This window comes from Longimicrobium sp. (genome assembly GCF_036388275.1).
Taxonomy (GTDB): domain Bacteria; phylum Gemmatimonadota; class Gemmatimonadetes; order Longimicrobiales; family Longimicrobiaceae; genus Longimicrobium.
This window is the reverse complement of record NZ_DASVSF010000097.1, coordinates 26616-40158: the sequence shown is the minus strand read 5'-3', so window position 1 is coordinate 40158 and position 13543 is coordinate 26616. Positions and strand designations below refer to the sequence as shown.

Annotated in this window: 15 protein-coding genes; 3 read left to right on the top strand and 12 right to left on the bottom strand. The window is 68.6% G+C overall.

The annotated features are described in order from the left end of the window. Window positions 1-502: 502 nt before the first annotated feature. Genes VF632_RS20070 through VF632_RS20060 form a run of 3 tightly spaced genes read right to left on the bottom strand, consistent with a single transcriptional unit; the run spans window position 503 to window position 2255 of the window. On the bottom strand, window positions 503-904 hold the full coding sequence (locus VF632_RS20070; RefSeq protein ID WP_331024696.1) for a hypothetical protein: 402 nt from the start codon (window positions 902-904) through the stop codon (window positions 503-505). 6 nt (window positions 905-910) lie between these two features. Then, a complete protein-coding gene (locus tag VF632_RS20065) occupies window positions 911-1240 on the bottom strand; it encodes a DUF2279 domain-containing protein (protein ID WP_331024695.1) in 330 nt (109 codons plus the stop codon). Window positions 1241-1262: 22 nt separating this feature from the next. Beyond that, window positions 1263-2255 (bottom strand): YpdA family putative bacillithiol disulfide reductase, encoded by a 993-nt coding sequence (locus VF632_RS20060; RefSeq protein ID WP_331024694.1) that lies wholly within the window; start codon window positions 2253-2255, stop codon window positions 1263-1265. 339 nt (window positions 2256-2594) lie between these two features. On the opposite strand from VF632_RS20060, the gene VF632_RS28295 reads away from it, so the two are divergent. After that, the gene (locus tag VF632_RS28295; protein WP_414682907.1) at window positions 2595-2978 is read left to right on the top strand and encodes a DUF4288 domain-containing protein; all 384 of its coding nucleotides are present in this window, start codon (window positions 2595-2597) and stop codon (window positions 2976-2978) included. A 258-nt stretch (window positions 2979-3236) separates the two neighbouring features. Then, complete coding sequence (locus VF632_RS20055) at window positions 3237-3755, top strand: hypothetical protein (protein ID WP_331024693.1); 519 nt, start codon at window positions 3237-3239, stop codon at window positions 3753-3755. 31 nt (window positions 3756-3786) lie between these two features. Here VF632_RS20055 and VF632_RS20050 read toward each other — a convergent pair whose 3' ends face one another. The 9 genes from VF632_RS20050 to argF all read right to left on the bottom strand — a co-directional run bounded on the left by VF632_RS20050 (window position 3787) and on the right by argF (window position 12188). Next, window positions 3787-5316 (bottom strand): FAD-dependent oxidoreductase, encoded by a 1530-nt coding sequence (locus tag VF632_RS20050; RefSeq protein ID WP_331024692.1) that lies wholly within the window; start codon window positions 5314-5316, stop codon window positions 3787-3789. A gap of 18 nt (window positions 5317-5334) precedes the next feature. Beyond that, window positions 5335-5520, bottom strand: coding sequence for a hypothetical protein (locus VF632_RS20045; protein ID WP_331024691.1), 186 nt, complete (start codon window positions 5518-5520; stop codon window positions 5335-5337). Window positions 5521-5533: 13 nt separating this feature from the next. Continuing rightward, the gene (locus VF632_RS20040) at window positions 5534-7027 is read right to left on the bottom strand and encodes a polyamine aminopropyltransferase (protein ID WP_331024690.1); all 1494 of its coding nucleotides are present in this window, start codon (window positions 7025-7027) and stop codon (window positions 5534-5536) included. A 31-nt stretch (window positions 7028-7058) separates the two neighbouring features. Continuing rightward, entirely contained in the window at window positions 7059-7268 is a 210-nt protein-coding gene (locus tag VF632_RS20035) for a DUF350 domain-containing protein (RefSeq protein ID WP_331024689.1), read from the bottom strand. A gap of 15 nt (window positions 7269-7283) precedes the next feature. Continuing rightward, on the bottom strand, window positions 7284-7478 hold the full coding sequence (locus VF632_RS20030) for a hypothetical protein (protein WP_331024688.1): 195 nt from the start codon (window positions 7476-7478) through the stop codon (window positions 7284-7286). Next, complete coding sequence (locus tag VF632_RS20025; protein WP_331024687.1) at window positions 7475-9388, bottom strand: DUF4178 domain-containing protein; 1914 nt, start codon at window positions 9386-9388, stop codon at window positions 7475-7477. The genes VF632_RS20030 and VF632_RS20025 overlap by 4 nt, the downstream gene beginning before the upstream one ends. Beyond that, window positions 9385-9750, bottom strand: a complete 366-nt coding sequence (gene speD / locus VF632_RS20020) for an S-adenosylmethionine decarboxylase (protein WP_331024686.1) — start codon at window positions 9748-9750, stop codon at window positions 9385-9387. The genes VF632_RS20025 and speD overlap by 4 nt, the downstream gene beginning before the upstream one ends. Window positions 9751-10761: 1011 nt before the next feature. Beyond that, window positions 10762-11280 carry a DinB family protein gene (locus VF632_RS20015; protein WP_331024685.1) on the bottom strand — a complete coding sequence of 173 codons (519 nt, stop codon included), beginning with the start codon at window positions 11278-11280 and terminating at the stop codon, window positions 10762-10764. Next, window positions 11277-12188, bottom strand: a complete 912-nt coding sequence (argF, locus tag VF632_RS20010; protein ID WP_331024684.1) for an ornithine carbamoyltransferase — start codon at window positions 12186-12188, stop codon at window positions 11277-11279. The genes VF632_RS20015 and argF overlap by 4 nt, the downstream gene beginning before the upstream one ends. A 407-nt stretch (window positions 12189-12595) precedes the next feature. Between argF and VF632_RS20005 the strand changes: the two genes are divergently transcribed. Then, entirely contained in the window at window positions 12596-13540 is a 945-nt protein-coding gene (locus VF632_RS20005; RefSeq protein WP_331024683.1) for a hypothetical protein, read from the top strand. Window positions 13541-13543: the final 3 nt, after the last annotated feature.

The window sequence follows — 13543 nt, the reverse complement described above, 5'->3', positions numbered from 1 at the left end:
TGACCTGGGACGGCGCGGCGGGGCGGGCTCCAGTGAGGTTCGACTGGGTGCGGCGTGCGGGCCGGCGCCCCCATCCCCAGCCCTTCCCCCGCAAACTGCGCGGGGGAAGGGAGCCAGCCCGGCGCGCTTCGGCAGGTATGGTGTGCCGGCCGGTTTCGCCCTGATGTCAGCCGTGCGGCCCCGGTGTCATCCCGAAGGAGCGCCCCCGCCGAACCTGCCGCTACACCGCAGTACGCAGCGACTGAGGGATCCTCCACACACTCGTCGAGACGCTCCGTGGCCGACGCATCTCCGCTCGGCTTCATTTGTGAGCGATGGCCCGCCGATCGTCAGCAGAGAACAGCCGGTTCGGTGAATCCGCTGCTGCTGGGCATCACGCATGGTGTGTGGCGGATCCCTCAGTCGCTGCCATCCGCGGTGTTCGGGCAGGTGCACCGTCGCCGCTTCTTCGGGATGACACGGTGCTTCGGCAGGTGCGCGTGCGGGCAGGCGTGCCGACCCGCTAGGATGCGGCGCCGGAGAGTGGCACGTCCGCGCGCAGCTCCCAGCGGCAGTTGGCGCAGTGCACCAGGTGCGGGCGCTTCATCCGCCCCGTCTCGCGGAAGTCCTGGACGGTGCCGCACTTGGGGCAGGCGCCGTGGAGTGAGACGAGCGTGCGGTGCTCGCGAATGCGGTTCATCGCCCGCATGGCTCCCACCACGAGCACCACCAGCACCCACGGTAAATGGGGCGGGATGAAGAACACGATGGGCGCCAGCAGCCACAGACCGAGCTGCATCAGCGCCGAGCTGTGGCGCCACCGCGCGCTTCGCTCGATGACACGGGCGCGCGCCTCCCTCCATTCGCCGCTCGCGAATACCAGCCGCGCCGTTACCTCCGGCACCGCCCGGCTATCGTGGGCCATTCGCCATCACTGCGTCTGCGCCTGCACCACCGCGGCGGCGCCGATGCCGGCCAGGTCCCACACGATGTCGCGCACCGACGCCGTGTGCCTCTCGGCGTTTCGATCGCTCCACTCTTTCCACAGCCCCACGCCGGCGCCGGTCCCCGCGCCCACCAGCAAGCTGGCGTCGTTGTCCAGCCCCGCCGCGCGCGCGCCGCTGGAGGCCAGGCTGGTGACGATGAACGAGGTGACGAAGTGCTTCAGCTTGTCTTCGCCGAACCAGCGGTCCTCCGGCTGGGCCGGCGCCGTCGGCCCGCCGCCGAGCGACAGGCAGAGCATCAAGAGACAGGTTTCCATGCGTTTCTCCTCGTCGTTTTTGTCAGCGCCTGGACGCCACGTGCGCGGCGATCAGCGGGCCGTGCAGCTTTCCGTTCTCGATGAAGATCTTGTTGGCGTCGTGGCCGGAGACGACCACGCCCGCCACGTACATCCCGGGCACGTTGGTTTCCATCGTCGCGGGGTCGTGCCGCGGGATGCCGGTCACCTCGTGCACCTCGATGCCGAACGCGCGCAGCACGCCGGGATCGGGCTCGAACCCCGTCATCGCCAGCACCCAGTCGTTCTTCATCGTCCGCAGCTCGCCCGTTTCCAGGTTCTCGACCACCACCTCGTGCGGGCGGATCTCGGCCAGGCGGTGGCGCCAGAGCGTGGGAATGGCGCCCTCGGCGATCCGGTTCTCGATGTCGGGCCGCACCCACGGCTTCACGCCCCGGTCCAGCCCCTCGAACAGGTGCACCAGCGTGGTCCGCGACCCTTCGCGCCACGTCAGCAGCGCCGCGTCGGCCGACGAGTTGCCCCCGCCGATGACGATCACGTCCTGGTTCCAGAACGAGTACGGGTCCTTGAAGTAGTACAGCACCTTCGGCAGGTCCGCGCCGGGCATGTCCAGGCGCCGCGGGCTGTCGTAGTAACCCGTGGCCACGACCACGTTGCGCGCCCGGTGCGTCCGCGGCTCGCCCCGCGCCAGCGTGCGCAGCACGAATGCGTCGCCCCCGCGCTCCACCGTCGCCACCTCCTCGAACTGGCGCACGTCCAGCCGGTAGTATTCCGCCACCTTGCGGTAATATCGCAGCGCCTCGCGCCGCGTGGGCTTGTCGCCCGAGGTGGTGAAGGGCAGGTCGGCGATCTCCAGCTTTTCGGGGCCGCTGAAGTAGGTGACGTACGTGGGGTGGTCCATCATGGCCTGCGTGATGGCGCCCCGGTCGAACAGCACGCACGAAAGCCCCGCCTGCGCCGCCGCCACGCCCACCGCGATCCCGCACGGCCCCGCGCCGATGACGGCGATGTCGGCCGTCTCCGGAATATCCGTCATCTCTGCTCTGGCCTGCTTCGGCTGTGATCGATACTTCCCGGTCGGCGCGCTCCGCAGGGACCGCGCCGGGGCGAATCTCGCGGATTCACCGTGTCCCCGCCATTACGGTACACGGGAGTTCCAGGGATTGAACGTCGCTCTGCCGTTCCGGCGGCGCTCGCTTCCCGACTCGCCCTCTGCACAGATCAGCATCCGTAACAAACGGACTTCAAAGTTCGTAGTGGTGCTCGAACTGTGGGGAAGCGAATATGCTCTTGGAAGAGGAAGGTGGCGAGCCTGGGCCAATCTGGAACTTGGGGTTGAAGATTCGCACCTGGTCCTTTACGCCCGCCCCTCCTGGTGGATCGACGCTTTCCTCATCGAGGTGACACCGTGCCGAGTGATCCGCAATCGTGGTTCAGCACACGGCTAAGGCTACTCGCCGTGACCGGGGACTGCACCGTGTCGTTCCAAATGGAATGCGTACACGTGTTCCGGTCGGCGGATTGGGGTGCTGCCTTCGAACGCGCCCTCGAGCTTGGCCGGGGGCACGAACACGAGTATCCCAACGAGACCGGAAGCCCCGTTCAGTGGAGGATGGACGCCGTGCTTACGCTTGATTTGATCACCTCTGACGTTTTGGACGGAGCTGAGGTGTATTCCGAGATCAACGAGGTGGATCCGCCTATGTACCCGCCGCCCCAGTTTGCTCCAGAGCGATCAACGCCAACCCAAACCATCTGATGCGGCTCACCGCAATCCCCCAGTACTCCGTTCCAATCGCCGGCTGGAGCCTGTTCGCTCCGGGGCTGGTCGCACTCGCGTACAACGTGTGGCTACTTAAGAAATCCCAGCAGTACCACGGCCTGCGCCCTGGAGAGAGCGTGCGGAGTGGCTCAGCACCTTTTTGGCAGCTGAACGTGCTGAACCCGCGCACATCCGCGCGTAGGCGGCGTGCATGACGGCGGAGCGCAGACACGAGGTCCAGTGCGAGGTGTGGACATGGTGAAACAACTCGTCGCGAAGATCCAGAGCGCGCTATTCCGAGTGGCAATGAGCGTTGCGAGTTCAACAGCTGAGGACGGCCTTGAGATCTTTCACGAGCCCGGCATGCCAGCTTCAGCCGGTGCATGCGCAAAGATCAGCGGCGCTCTCGGTTTGGTTCGTGAGTACGACCCGCGCCGGTATCTTCGTCTGAGGCGCGACCTGAACAGGCTGGTGGTTGTCGCCGAGGTTGGATTCAGGGTTCTTCCAGACCTGCGCGCCGGGACTCTGAACGAGTCATACGTTCAGAGATGTTCCACGCTGGAACTTGCTTTTGCACTGGTAGAAATGGCGAGCCGCGCCCGGATCGGCCGGCGGCATCATGCCCGCTTGTTGGAGCCCCGTTATCAACAACGGGTCTGGCGGCGCTCAACACTGGAGCAACTGGCGTTCGCCGCCAGCCTGCCCAGCAGCATGGGAACGGCGCTCGAGCACGTGAAGACGGCGTTGGAACAGAAGCTCGCGGCATCTTCGTAGGCGCCCGTGAATCCAGAGTGGCGGCCGGCGTTCACACGCGGCCCAGCCGCGCCAGCGCGCGGTCCGCAGCCGTGATGCCACGGTACTGGGCTTCTTCGAACAGGGCCAGGCCGCTCACGTCGGAGTGCGCGTAGTAGACGGGACCCGGCGAATCCGCCAGCGCGCGCCGGACGGGGTCGGCGAGGAAGCCGGGGACGGGGCGGGGCATGGCGTGTCCCATTCGCATGATGTCGATGCGCGACACGCAGGCCCGAATGTCGGGGTGCGCGCGCTCCAGGTCCGCCAGGATCAGCTCCTTCCACTCGTGCCACGGGCGACGGAGCAGGAGCGCCCGCGCCGTAGCCGGGGGAAGGTGCGCCAGGGCCCAGTAGTACGTCCACACGGTCTGCGCGGGGCGAATGGCGTGCGTCTGGTGCGTGGCGATCACGTAGCCCAGCGAGGGCGAGCCGTGGATCACGTTGTCCCACGCCGGCTCGAATCCGCTCTCCGCCGGCCAGCGGTCCAGCACCAGGTTGGCCGTCAGCCAGGGTGAGTAGGTGAACCGCACCGGCGGCGCGCCTTGCACCACGTGCGGCGCCAGGAACGAGGGCGCGGCCCAGACCACCGCGTCCGCCACGTACTCCACCTCACCCGCCAGCACGCGCACCCCCGAGCCGCGCGCCTCAACGCGGTGCACCGGCGCGCCCGTCCGCACGTGGCCGCCCACGCGCTCCAGCAGCCGCCGCACGATCCACCCGTTCCCCTCGGGCCAGGTGAGGGTCCCCGACTCGTCGTCGTGCGGGCGAGAGGCGAAGTAGTGAACGCCCGCCCACGCCGAGGTGTCTTCCACCCGCGCGCCGTAGTCGTCGCGGCAGGCGTAATCCACGTACCAGCGCAGCGCGGCGGACCGGTAGCCCCGCCCCGCCAGCCACGCCGCCATCGACACGCCGTCCAGCTCCGACGGCCGCGCGCCCAGCGCCGAGGGGATGGTGAAGGCGCCGGTCGCGCGCATCTGCGCCATCTCCTCACCGAAGCGGCGCATCTCGTTTCGATCCGCCGCCGTCTGGGCCAGCGCCCCCTCCATCCCCTCGTGCCACCGCCCCCAGCGGTGGATGCGCTCGCGCGGCGTCGACACCAGCATCCGCTCGTTCCACACGCCGCCGCGCAGCACGCCCAGGTCCTCGAACAATTCGCGGACGTAGACGGCGTTCGCGTCCGGCACGGGAACGTAGTGCGCCGCCCAGGGATAGGCCGATGCCTCGGACTGGCCCCAGCGCGAGTTGCCCCCGGCGTGGTCCTCCAGTTCCAGCAGCACGAAATCCGAAAAGCCGCGCTTCTTCAGCCGCCACGCCGCGGACAGCCCCGCCATCCCCCCGCCCACGATCACCAGGGGAACGCGCTCGGTGCGGCGGATGGCTGGAACGGCGGCCCGGTCGCGCAGGCGGTGGCCCCGCGCGCCGCCATCGTCCACGAAGCCGCCGGCCACGGCGCGGTCCGTCTTGCGCGCGCAGGCAACGAAGGGCGCCGCGGCCAGCGCGGCCACGAACGCCCTTCGCGATATCCCCTCGTGTCCCTCGCTCACGGCCCGCCGTCCACCGCGTCAGCCCGGCGCAACTCCGCCTTCCTTCTGGCGCAGCGCCTCGATGTTCTGCTGCAGCCGCGCAAGCAGCTCGTCGTACAGCGGGTCGGGGTTGTTGTCGACCAGGTCGCCCAGGGCGGCCACGGCCTGCTCGTGCGCGTTGATGGCCTTGGTGATCCCCAACTGCTCGTTGTCCTGCGGCTTCATCGCATCGCCTTCGTCACTGTGTGATCTGCTCCCACTCGCTGCTGTAATAACGCACCAGCACCTGGTCGTCCAGCCGGTTGGCGCGCACGGGAATCCGGCGCATGTCCGTGGGAAACTGGAAGAGCCCGGCGACCGCCTCGGCCGTCAGGTAGCGCAGGCCGGCCGGCAGCCGCGCCGGCGTCTGGTAGTCGCCCGTGCCGGCCAGGATGAACCCCCACTCGCCGAACGAGGGCACGTACACGTGGTACGGCCAGGTGCGCAGCCCCGCCTCGCCCAGCGTGCGCTCGATGCTCCAGAACGCGGTGCGCGCGAACATGGGCGACGTGCTCTGCACCACCATCATCCCGCCGGGGTTCAGGTGCTGGCGCAGCAGGCGGTAGAAGGTGGTGGTGTACAGCTTTCCGACGGCGTAGTTGGACGGGTCCGGAAGGTCCACCACGGCGAAGTCGAACGTTTCGCTGCTTTCCGCCAGCCAGCGGAACGCGTCGGCGTTGATGACGCGCACGCGCGGCGAGAGCAGCGCGCCGCCGTTCAGCTTCAGCATCTCGCGGTGCTTGCTGAACAGGCGCGTCATCTCGGCGTCCAGGTCCACCAGCGTCACCTCGGCGCCGGGGTAGCGCAGCACCTCGCGCACCGCCAGCCCGTCGCCCCCGCCCAGCACCAGCACGCGCTTCGGGGAGGGATGCGCGGCCAGGCCGGGGTGCACCAGCGCCTCGTGGTAGCGGTACTCGTCGCGCGAGCTGAACTGCAGGTGCCCGTTCAGGAACAGGCGCAGGTCGCCGCGCCAGGCGGTGAGCACGATGCGCTGGTAGGGCGAGTTGCGCGTGAGCACCACCGGGTCGGCGTACATGCTGCTTTCCGCCGTCCGCGTGATGCGCTCGGCACCCGCGAAGCCGGCGACCAGCAGCGCCAGCACGAGGACGGAGCCCGCCTGCAGCCTGCGCCGGTTGGGAAGTGCGTCGCGGAACAGGTAGGTGCTCCACAGCGCCACCGCCGCGTTGATGATGCCGAACAGCAGCGCCGACCGCGCCATCCCCAGGTAGGGCACCAGCACCAGGGGAAAGAGGAGCGAGGCGCCCAGCGCGCCCAGGTAGTCGAAGGTCAGCACGTTGGCGACCACGTCCTTGAACTCCAGCCGGTCGCGCAGCAGCCGCATCAGCAGGGGAATCTCCAGCCCCACGAAGATGCCGATCAGGGAAACCAGCAGGTACAGCAGCGGGCGGAACGCGTCGGTATAGGCGAACGCCAGGAAGAGAAGGGTGGACGAAAACCCGCCCACCACCGCCACCATCAGCTCGATGCTCACGAAGCGCGACGCCAGCCCGCGATGGATGAAGCGCGAAAGCCAGCTGCCCACCCCCATGGCGAACAGGTAGGTGCCGATGATGGTGGAGAACTGCAGCACGCTGTCGCCCAGCAGGTAGCTGGCGAGCGCGCCAGCCACCAGCTCGTAGATCAGCCCGCACGCCGCGATCAGCAGAACGGTGACGAACAGCGCGGCGTTCACGGGCGGCCCTTCGCTTCCAGCGGACTTCGCGTCACCAGATAGCGGCGGCGATGATGATGGAAAGGCCGATGGACATGGCGCCGACGATCACCGCCAGGGCCGTGTTGTGCTCCTCGATGATCTCCTTCCACAGCGTTCCCGGCGTCATCCGGTCTACCAGGAAGAACGCCAGCACGAACAGGAGGATCCCCAGCGCCGCGTAGACGGCCGCGGCCACCAGGTGGTTCAGCAGGTCATCCATAAGTCTCCAAAGGGTTCATTTTCCACCGACGTAGCGCCCGGTTCCCACGTAGTGCGCCCGGTACGCCCCCGGGTTGTCGCGCACCGAGTGCGGCACGGCCTGGCGGCGCCCGACGCTGTTGGTGGGGCTCCAGCCGCGGTACTCCGCAAGCGCCAGCCCGCCCAGCACGAGCAGGCCGTAGATCAAGTACCTGGAGTGCAGGGACTTCATTCGTCGTCGTCTCCGGTTGTCGGAGGGTAGTCGCTTTCCAGCCAGCGCTGGTGCTCGAAGCTGGCCGACATCAGGCTCACGTACACCGGCGGCAGCACCAGCAGGAAAAAGGCGGCCAGGTACATGAACATGCTGGGCGGGTCGCGGATCACCCGCACGTCGTAGGCGAACGCGAAGTCGCCCTGCGGGGCCACCACCAGGCGGTAGGTGCCCGCCGGCACCCCCCCCAGGCGCGCCGAGGTGTTGCGCGATCCCTCGCTCCAGCGTTCGCCGTCCTCCACGCCGTAGTAGTACCCCACGTCTTCCGACAGCTCGCGGGAGGTGCCCGAGCGCTCGTCCACCAGCGCCAGGTCGAAGGCGCCCCACGAGTTGCTCACGCGCGTCCGCAGTTCCACCTTCATGGCCGACGGCCGGCCCGACACCGTGAACGGCTCGGTGACGAAGACGTTGTTCTCCTCCACCGCCGGGTCGAACGCCTGGCTGCTGGCCAGCACGTGGTCCGAGCCGGTGGACGCGCGCCAGATGAAGACGGCGGCGAGGACGGCGAACAGCACGAGGAAGGTGGACCACAGCCGGCCCGCGCCGGCGTGCGGCGAGGGCTGGTTGGCGAAGGTGCCGCGCGGGAACGGGGGCCGGCCCTCGAGCTTGAACGCTTCCCACAGCCGCTGGCCCGAGGTGTACTCGCCCAGCGACCAGGTTTCTTCGTCGTTCGTGTTTTCGCGCGACAGCAGGAGCGGGGGCGCCACGAAGTCGTTCACCTGCGCCTTGTCACCCACGCGCACCTGCCAGGGAAACTCGCCCAGGACGAAGGTGGTCTCGGCGGCGGCGCGCTGAAAGTGGCGGAACGTCTGGCCGTGCACCGTGGCCACGGGGCGGCCCGCTTCCGTTTTCACCTTGGGCGGCGTGGACAGGACGGTGATGTCGTTCCAGTGTCCGTTGTACTCCGACAGGTAGCGGAAGCCGCGCTCGGGATTGTGAAGCAGGTACTCGCGCCACGAGTAGCTGACCCCCTCCACGCGAATGGTGCGCTGCTGAAAGCCCAGCACGTCCCAATCGGCCCCGTGCAGCCGTCCCCGCGAGCCGATGGGGATGTAGGGCTTCACCTTCACCCGCTCGGCGAAGCGCTGCAGCACCTTCAAGCCGGCCGAGGCGCCCACCTCCAGCACCGACTGGCAGTACTGGCAGACGGCGTTCACCGACTCGCCGGGGCGCTGCACGGTGACGGTGCCGCCGCAGTTGGGGCAGTTGAGGGTGCGCGTGCCCTCCACGGTCTTTTGCCGCGGGTCGCGCAGGTTCTTGAACTCCAGCGCGCCGAAGGGCACCACCTCGCCCGCGAACAGCAGGGGCGGCGTTTCGCTGTAGTCGATCGTCGCCAGCCGCCCCGCCTCGGAGCGCAGGTCCACGAACGGCGTTTCGTCCTTGCCCCAGTACTCGAAGGGCAGCTCGCCCTCCACGCCGGCGTAGCGGGCGCGGGTGATGGTGGTCACCCGGTACGGCGGGGCCTCGTCCACCAGCGCGATCTCCTGGCCCGGCGCCAGCGCCCCGGCTGCGGGGAGGGGCGCGGGCTCAGTGACGGCGAAGGTCACCGCGTACTCGTCCTGCGCGTCCGAAAGCCACCCGCTGCTGCCGTCGCCGAAGGCCAGGTGCCACTCGCTCCACGCGCCGCGCTCCCACCCGTAGGCGATCCGCCCGATCACCGAAAACGCGCGGCCCCGGTAGCGCCCCTCGGTGCCGAGCTGGATGCGCGAGGTGACGGGCGGGGGCTCGGAGACGACGCCCACCTTCTCCAGGTCCACGCCGTGGCGCACCACGATGGACTTGCAGGTGCCGCAGACCGTCTGCACGGCGCCCGACCATTGGAACTGGATGGGCGAGCCGCAGCTAGGGCAGTTGGCGATGGGCCCGGTCATACGGCCGCGGCGGGAACGGCGGCGTAGGCGCGCTCGAAGCTCCTCACCACCACTTCGTCAGCGCCCAGCGCGTCGCGCAGGTTGGCGTTCCAGTCCCACTCCGGGCGGGGCCGACAGCAGAACAGGTTCAGGCAGATGCTGCCGTGCTCGGGAAAGGTGTGGCAGGCCAGGTGGCTTTCGGCCAGCATGCACAGGCCGGTGACGCCGCCCGGGCCAGGAAACTTGTGCCACTGGGCGGGCTGCACGGGGTGCAGCGCCAGGTCGGCGACGATGCGGTCGAACAGCCGGCGCAGCACGCCGGGGTCGGCGAGCGCGTCCGGGCTGCACCCGTGCGCCTCGACCAGCCATTCGCGACCGTTCATCAAGATGGAGGTTCCGGGTTCCGGTGGATTCGGCGCGCCGCACGGGCTTGTTCGGCCGCGGGTGAATCTACGGACGTTGGAGGATGGAGTTTCGGATTTCTGGCCCGCGAGGGGCTTGGGTGAGAATACGATTCGGATGGGCGGGGCACAAGCGAGGCCCCTGCCGATCAGCCGAGATTGTCATCGAGAGGCCCAGGCGCACCACACCGGCCCGCGCACACTCCACGCGCGCCGAAGGATCTTGCCGCGGGCACGGCCCTGCTGGGGCGAATGAATTCGCGGCAACAACCACACGATGTTCGCCTTCGCGGACTGCATGCGCTGGTGCGAGTCAGGCCAGGTGGCGCGCCCCGGTGGCCGTGCAGGTCTCCTCCTCGCCTGGGCAGCGGGGGACGGGGGAGGGGGAGGGAGCTGCCGTAGCGTGAGCGGCAGCCGTCGAAACGCAATCGAATTCTCCCCTCTCCGCATGCGCAGCGTGCGGGGAGGGGCCGGGGGAGGGGCCACCCGCGGCATACGCCGGAGCCCTTCGAATCGCGCTGAGGCCCGGCCGGGTACCGGCCCGAGCCTCGGCACCTCCGGAAGTGCACGGCACTGGCTCCCTTCCCCCACGCAGTTTGTGGGGGAAGGGTTGGGGATGGGGGGCGCCGAGGCATGCGCCGGGTCTGGCTGTGACGCGCGCGAAGTTCTCGCGGGCCCCAGGTTGCCGCGGAGCCGGGGTCACCGGCGGAAAACATCGCGGTTCGGGTTTGGGTGACCGCTGCCGCGCCCGGATTTGTACGTGTCCGCGGTTAGATCCTTCGGCCCGCGAGGGATGTGCTGCGGGCAGATTCGGCGCGCCTGGGCCTCAGGATGACAGGCTCTGGCGCTGGCAGTCATCGATGTGTGTCGTAGGCCTTGGGCGCCGCACGGATGACAGGCTTTGGGCGCTGACGGTCATCGTTGCGTGCCGTACGCCATGGGGATGACAGGCTCGGGGCGCCGGCAGTCATCGATGCGTGCCGCTTGCCGCTCTCAGCCCTCGCTGTACACCCCGCGGAGCATGCCCAGGTGGTGCCGCTCGTGGCCCGCGATGATCCAGGCCAGCGCGCGGACCGTGACGTCCGCGCCATTCGCCGTTCCCGAGCGCGCCAGCGCTTCGTCGTCCAGGTGGCGGAACAGGTGCAGGGTGGCGCGACGGACGGCTTCGTACTCCTCGGCCAGGTCGGCGAGGGTGCGCGCGTCGAACCGGCCCGCCTGCACGTAGGCGTTCTCCTCGAAGCCGGCCAGCGGCGTGGCGTCGCCCCGGGCGATGCGCAGCGCCCGGTAGGCGAAGATGCGCTCCACATCCACCATGTGCCCCAGCACCTCGCGGATGCTCCACTTTCCCGGGGCGTAGCGATGCCCGCTCCGCTCCTCGGAAAGCCCGCGCGCGAACGCAAGCACCTGGTTCAGCTGCGCCTGCAGGATGCTCGGCAGGTCGCCGTCGGGGACGCCGTCGACGTAGCGGGCGTAGAACGGGGCGTACTCGGACGCGGCTGGGCGGGGGATCATCGCACGCCGCCCATCACCCGGGCCATGATGGCCTTCTGCACGTGCAGGCGGTTCTCCGCCTCGTCCCACACGCGCGAGCGGGGCCCTTCGATCACTCCCTCGGTCACCTCTTCGCCGCGGTGGGCGGGAAGGCAGTGCAGGAAGATGGCGCGCTCGCTCCCCGTCTCCATCATCTCCTCGCTGATGCAGTAGCCCTGGAAGTCGCGGGCGCGCTTGGCCGATTCTTCTTCCTGGCCCATCGACGCCCACACGTCGGTGTTCACCACGTCGGCCCCGGCCACCGCCTCGCGCGGGTCGTGGGTGGTGACGATGTTGCCCCCGGCGCGGGCGCGCTCCAGGATTTCGGCGTTGGGCTCGTAGCCGGCGGGGTAGGCCAGGCGCAGCTCGAAGCCCAGCATGTACGCCGCGTTGATCCACGAGTTGGCCATGTTGTTGCCGTCGCCCACCCAGGCCACCTTCACGCCGCTCAGGTCGGGGCCGAAGTTCTCGATGATGGTCTGCAGGTCGGCCATGATCTGGCAGGGATGCAGCAGGTCCGTAAGCCCGTTGATGACGGGAACGGAGCCGTAGGTGGCCAGCTCCACCAGGTCCTGCTGGTCGAAGGTGCGGATCATGATGCCGTCCACGTAGCGCGACAGCACCCGGGCCGTGTCGCGGATGGGCTCGCCGCGGCCCAGCTGGATGTCGCGCGATGACAGGAACAGCGCGTGCCCGCCCAGCTGCCGCGTGCCCACCTCGAACGACACGCGGGTGCGAGTGCTGCTCTTGGTGAAGATCATCGCCAGCGTCTTCCCCGCCAGCGGCTGGTCGGTGTACTCGCCGCGCTTCATGCTGGCGGCCAGGTCCAGCGTGTCGAGCAGCTCCTGGCGGCTGAAGTCGGGGATCTGCAGGAAGTGGCGAACGGTCATGGGCGTTTGGGGAAGGGCGGAAGTTCGGTCGGTTGCCGCTGTTCCGCGACAACATAGCACGGCTCACCGCGGCCCACCACGCCCGGGGAACACGACGGGCGGCGCAGAGGACAAGTGTATGCAGCGCCAAAGGTTGGAGCGCCCCGCGGGGCGCAAGGATCATGCACGCTGAAGGCATCCCCAAGTTGGCCGGGAGAAGATTATCGGTACGGTGTAATCGTACATAATGAGTCGTTGCTTGACATCCGGCAGTAGAAACTGACATGTTCCATTAGGATCGTCCGAGTAGATTTCCCTCCCCGTTCGGTCTGCCGGGTCCTTTTACCGGAGGTGCAGCTATGTCACAGCCTCACACGGTTCCTTGCTGGCGGACACTACAACCGCCACGCCATGCGGTGAGCGCTCTAGTGGCCGTGGCACTGCTCACGGCGTGCAATTGGGACGACACATCGCCCACCGCAGCTCCCCCAACGCCCCCAAACATCCTGCCTTACGTTACGGAGAGCGCGGCCCAAAACCTGAACGCCAATGGTGAGTTCAACCTCGAGCCCGCACGGGCTCCCGCCGACCTTCCGATCCTCACCCCCGGGCGGGCGCGGGAGCTTGCTATCGCGGAAATGAAAACCTTCGGCCATCACTTTCGGCCCGGGTACGAGCGGGCCCATGGGGCGCCCGTCGACCTGAGCAGCCTGGTGGCGGACCCGGAGGTGCTGTTCGTGCAAACGTCGTACGAACGGTTCCCCGATGGATACATCCGGACGATGCGGAACTACTTCGGCCCCTTTTACCTGGTCACGTTCCGGTCTCGCGGGATCCCGGTGGTCACCTCGGCGGTTTCGGCGTACGCGGTCGAACTCGACGTCGACGAAACCGGCCGGCTACTCGGCATAAACGGCGCGGGCGGCAATTCGTTCGAGACGAACGGTATTCCCCTCGACAGCACCCGGCGAAACCCGCCGCCGCGCATCAGCGCCGAGCAGGCCGTGGAACTGGTGGGGCGGAGGACGGGCGCCCGCACGGCGCGCACTCCGAGGCTGGCGGCGGTGCGCTATCGCGGGGGCTTCACGCTCGAGAGCCCAACCGAGGCGCTCTGGCAACTGGAGTTGGATCGCGAAGTGCCGGTGCGAGCGACCAAAGGAACGCGGAGCGTCCGTACCCGTACCCTATTCGTACGGGGCGACCGCACGCTGCTCGTCCCGGCTGAGGTGCAACCAACGGTGTTCCGCGCCCCCGCGTTCCGCGCCGATGCGAACGGGTTGCCGATCAAGCCGGGCGAACAGGTGGACCTGCGCATTCTGGCGGGGCAGCCGACCATTTTCGAGGAAGTCACCCTCGGCGAAGCCGGGAGGTAGCCC

What these genes read in the sequence shown, in the direction of transcription:
- VF632_RS20070 (WP_331024696.1), bottom strand. Translation starts at nt 904, where the DNA reads ATGGCCCACGATAGCCGGGCGGTGCCGGAGGTAACGGCGCGGCTGGTA.
- VF632_RS20065 (WP_331024695.1), bottom strand. Translation starts at nt 1,240, where the DNA reads ATGGAAACCTGTCTCTTGATGCTCTGCCTGTCGCTCGGCGGCGGGCCG.
- VF632_RS20060 (WP_331024694.1), bottom strand. Translation starts at nt 2,255, where the DNA reads ATGACGGATATTCCGGAGACGGCCGACATCGCCGTCATCGGCGCGGGG.
- VF632_RS20055 (WP_331024693.1), top strand. Translation starts at nt 3,237, where the DNA reads ATGGTGAAACAACTCGTCGCGAAGATCCAGAGCGCGCTATTCCGAGTG.
- VF632_RS20045 (WP_331024691.1), bottom strand. Translation starts at nt 5,520, where the DNA reads ATGAAGCCGCAGGACAACGAGCAGTTGGGGATCACCAAGGCCATCAAC.
- VF632_RS20035 (WP_331024689.1), bottom strand. Translation starts at nt 7,268, where the DNA reads ATGGATGACCTGCTGAACCACCTGGTGGCCGCGGCCGTCTACGCGGCG.
- VF632_RS20030 (WP_331024688.1), bottom strand. Translation starts at nt 7,478, where the DNA reads ATGAAGTCCCTGCACTCCAGGTACTTGATCTACGGCCTGCTCGTGCTG.
- VF632_RS20025 (WP_331024687.1), bottom strand. Translation starts at nt 9,388, where the DNA reads ATGACCGGGCCCATCGCCAACTGCCCTAGCTGCGGCTCGCCCATCCAG.
- speD (WP_331024686.1), bottom strand. Translation starts at nt 9,750, where the DNA reads ATGAACGGTCGCGAATGGCTGGTCGAGGCGCACGGGTGCAGCCCGGAC.
- VF632_RS20015 (WP_331024685.1), bottom strand. Translation starts at nt 11,280, where the DNA reads ATGATCCCCCGCCCAGCCGCGTCCGAGTACGCCCCGTTCTACGCCCGC.
- argF (WP_331024684.1), bottom strand. Translation starts at nt 12,188, where the DNA reads ATGACCGTTCGCCACTTCCTGCAGATCCCCGACTTCAGCCGCCAGGAG.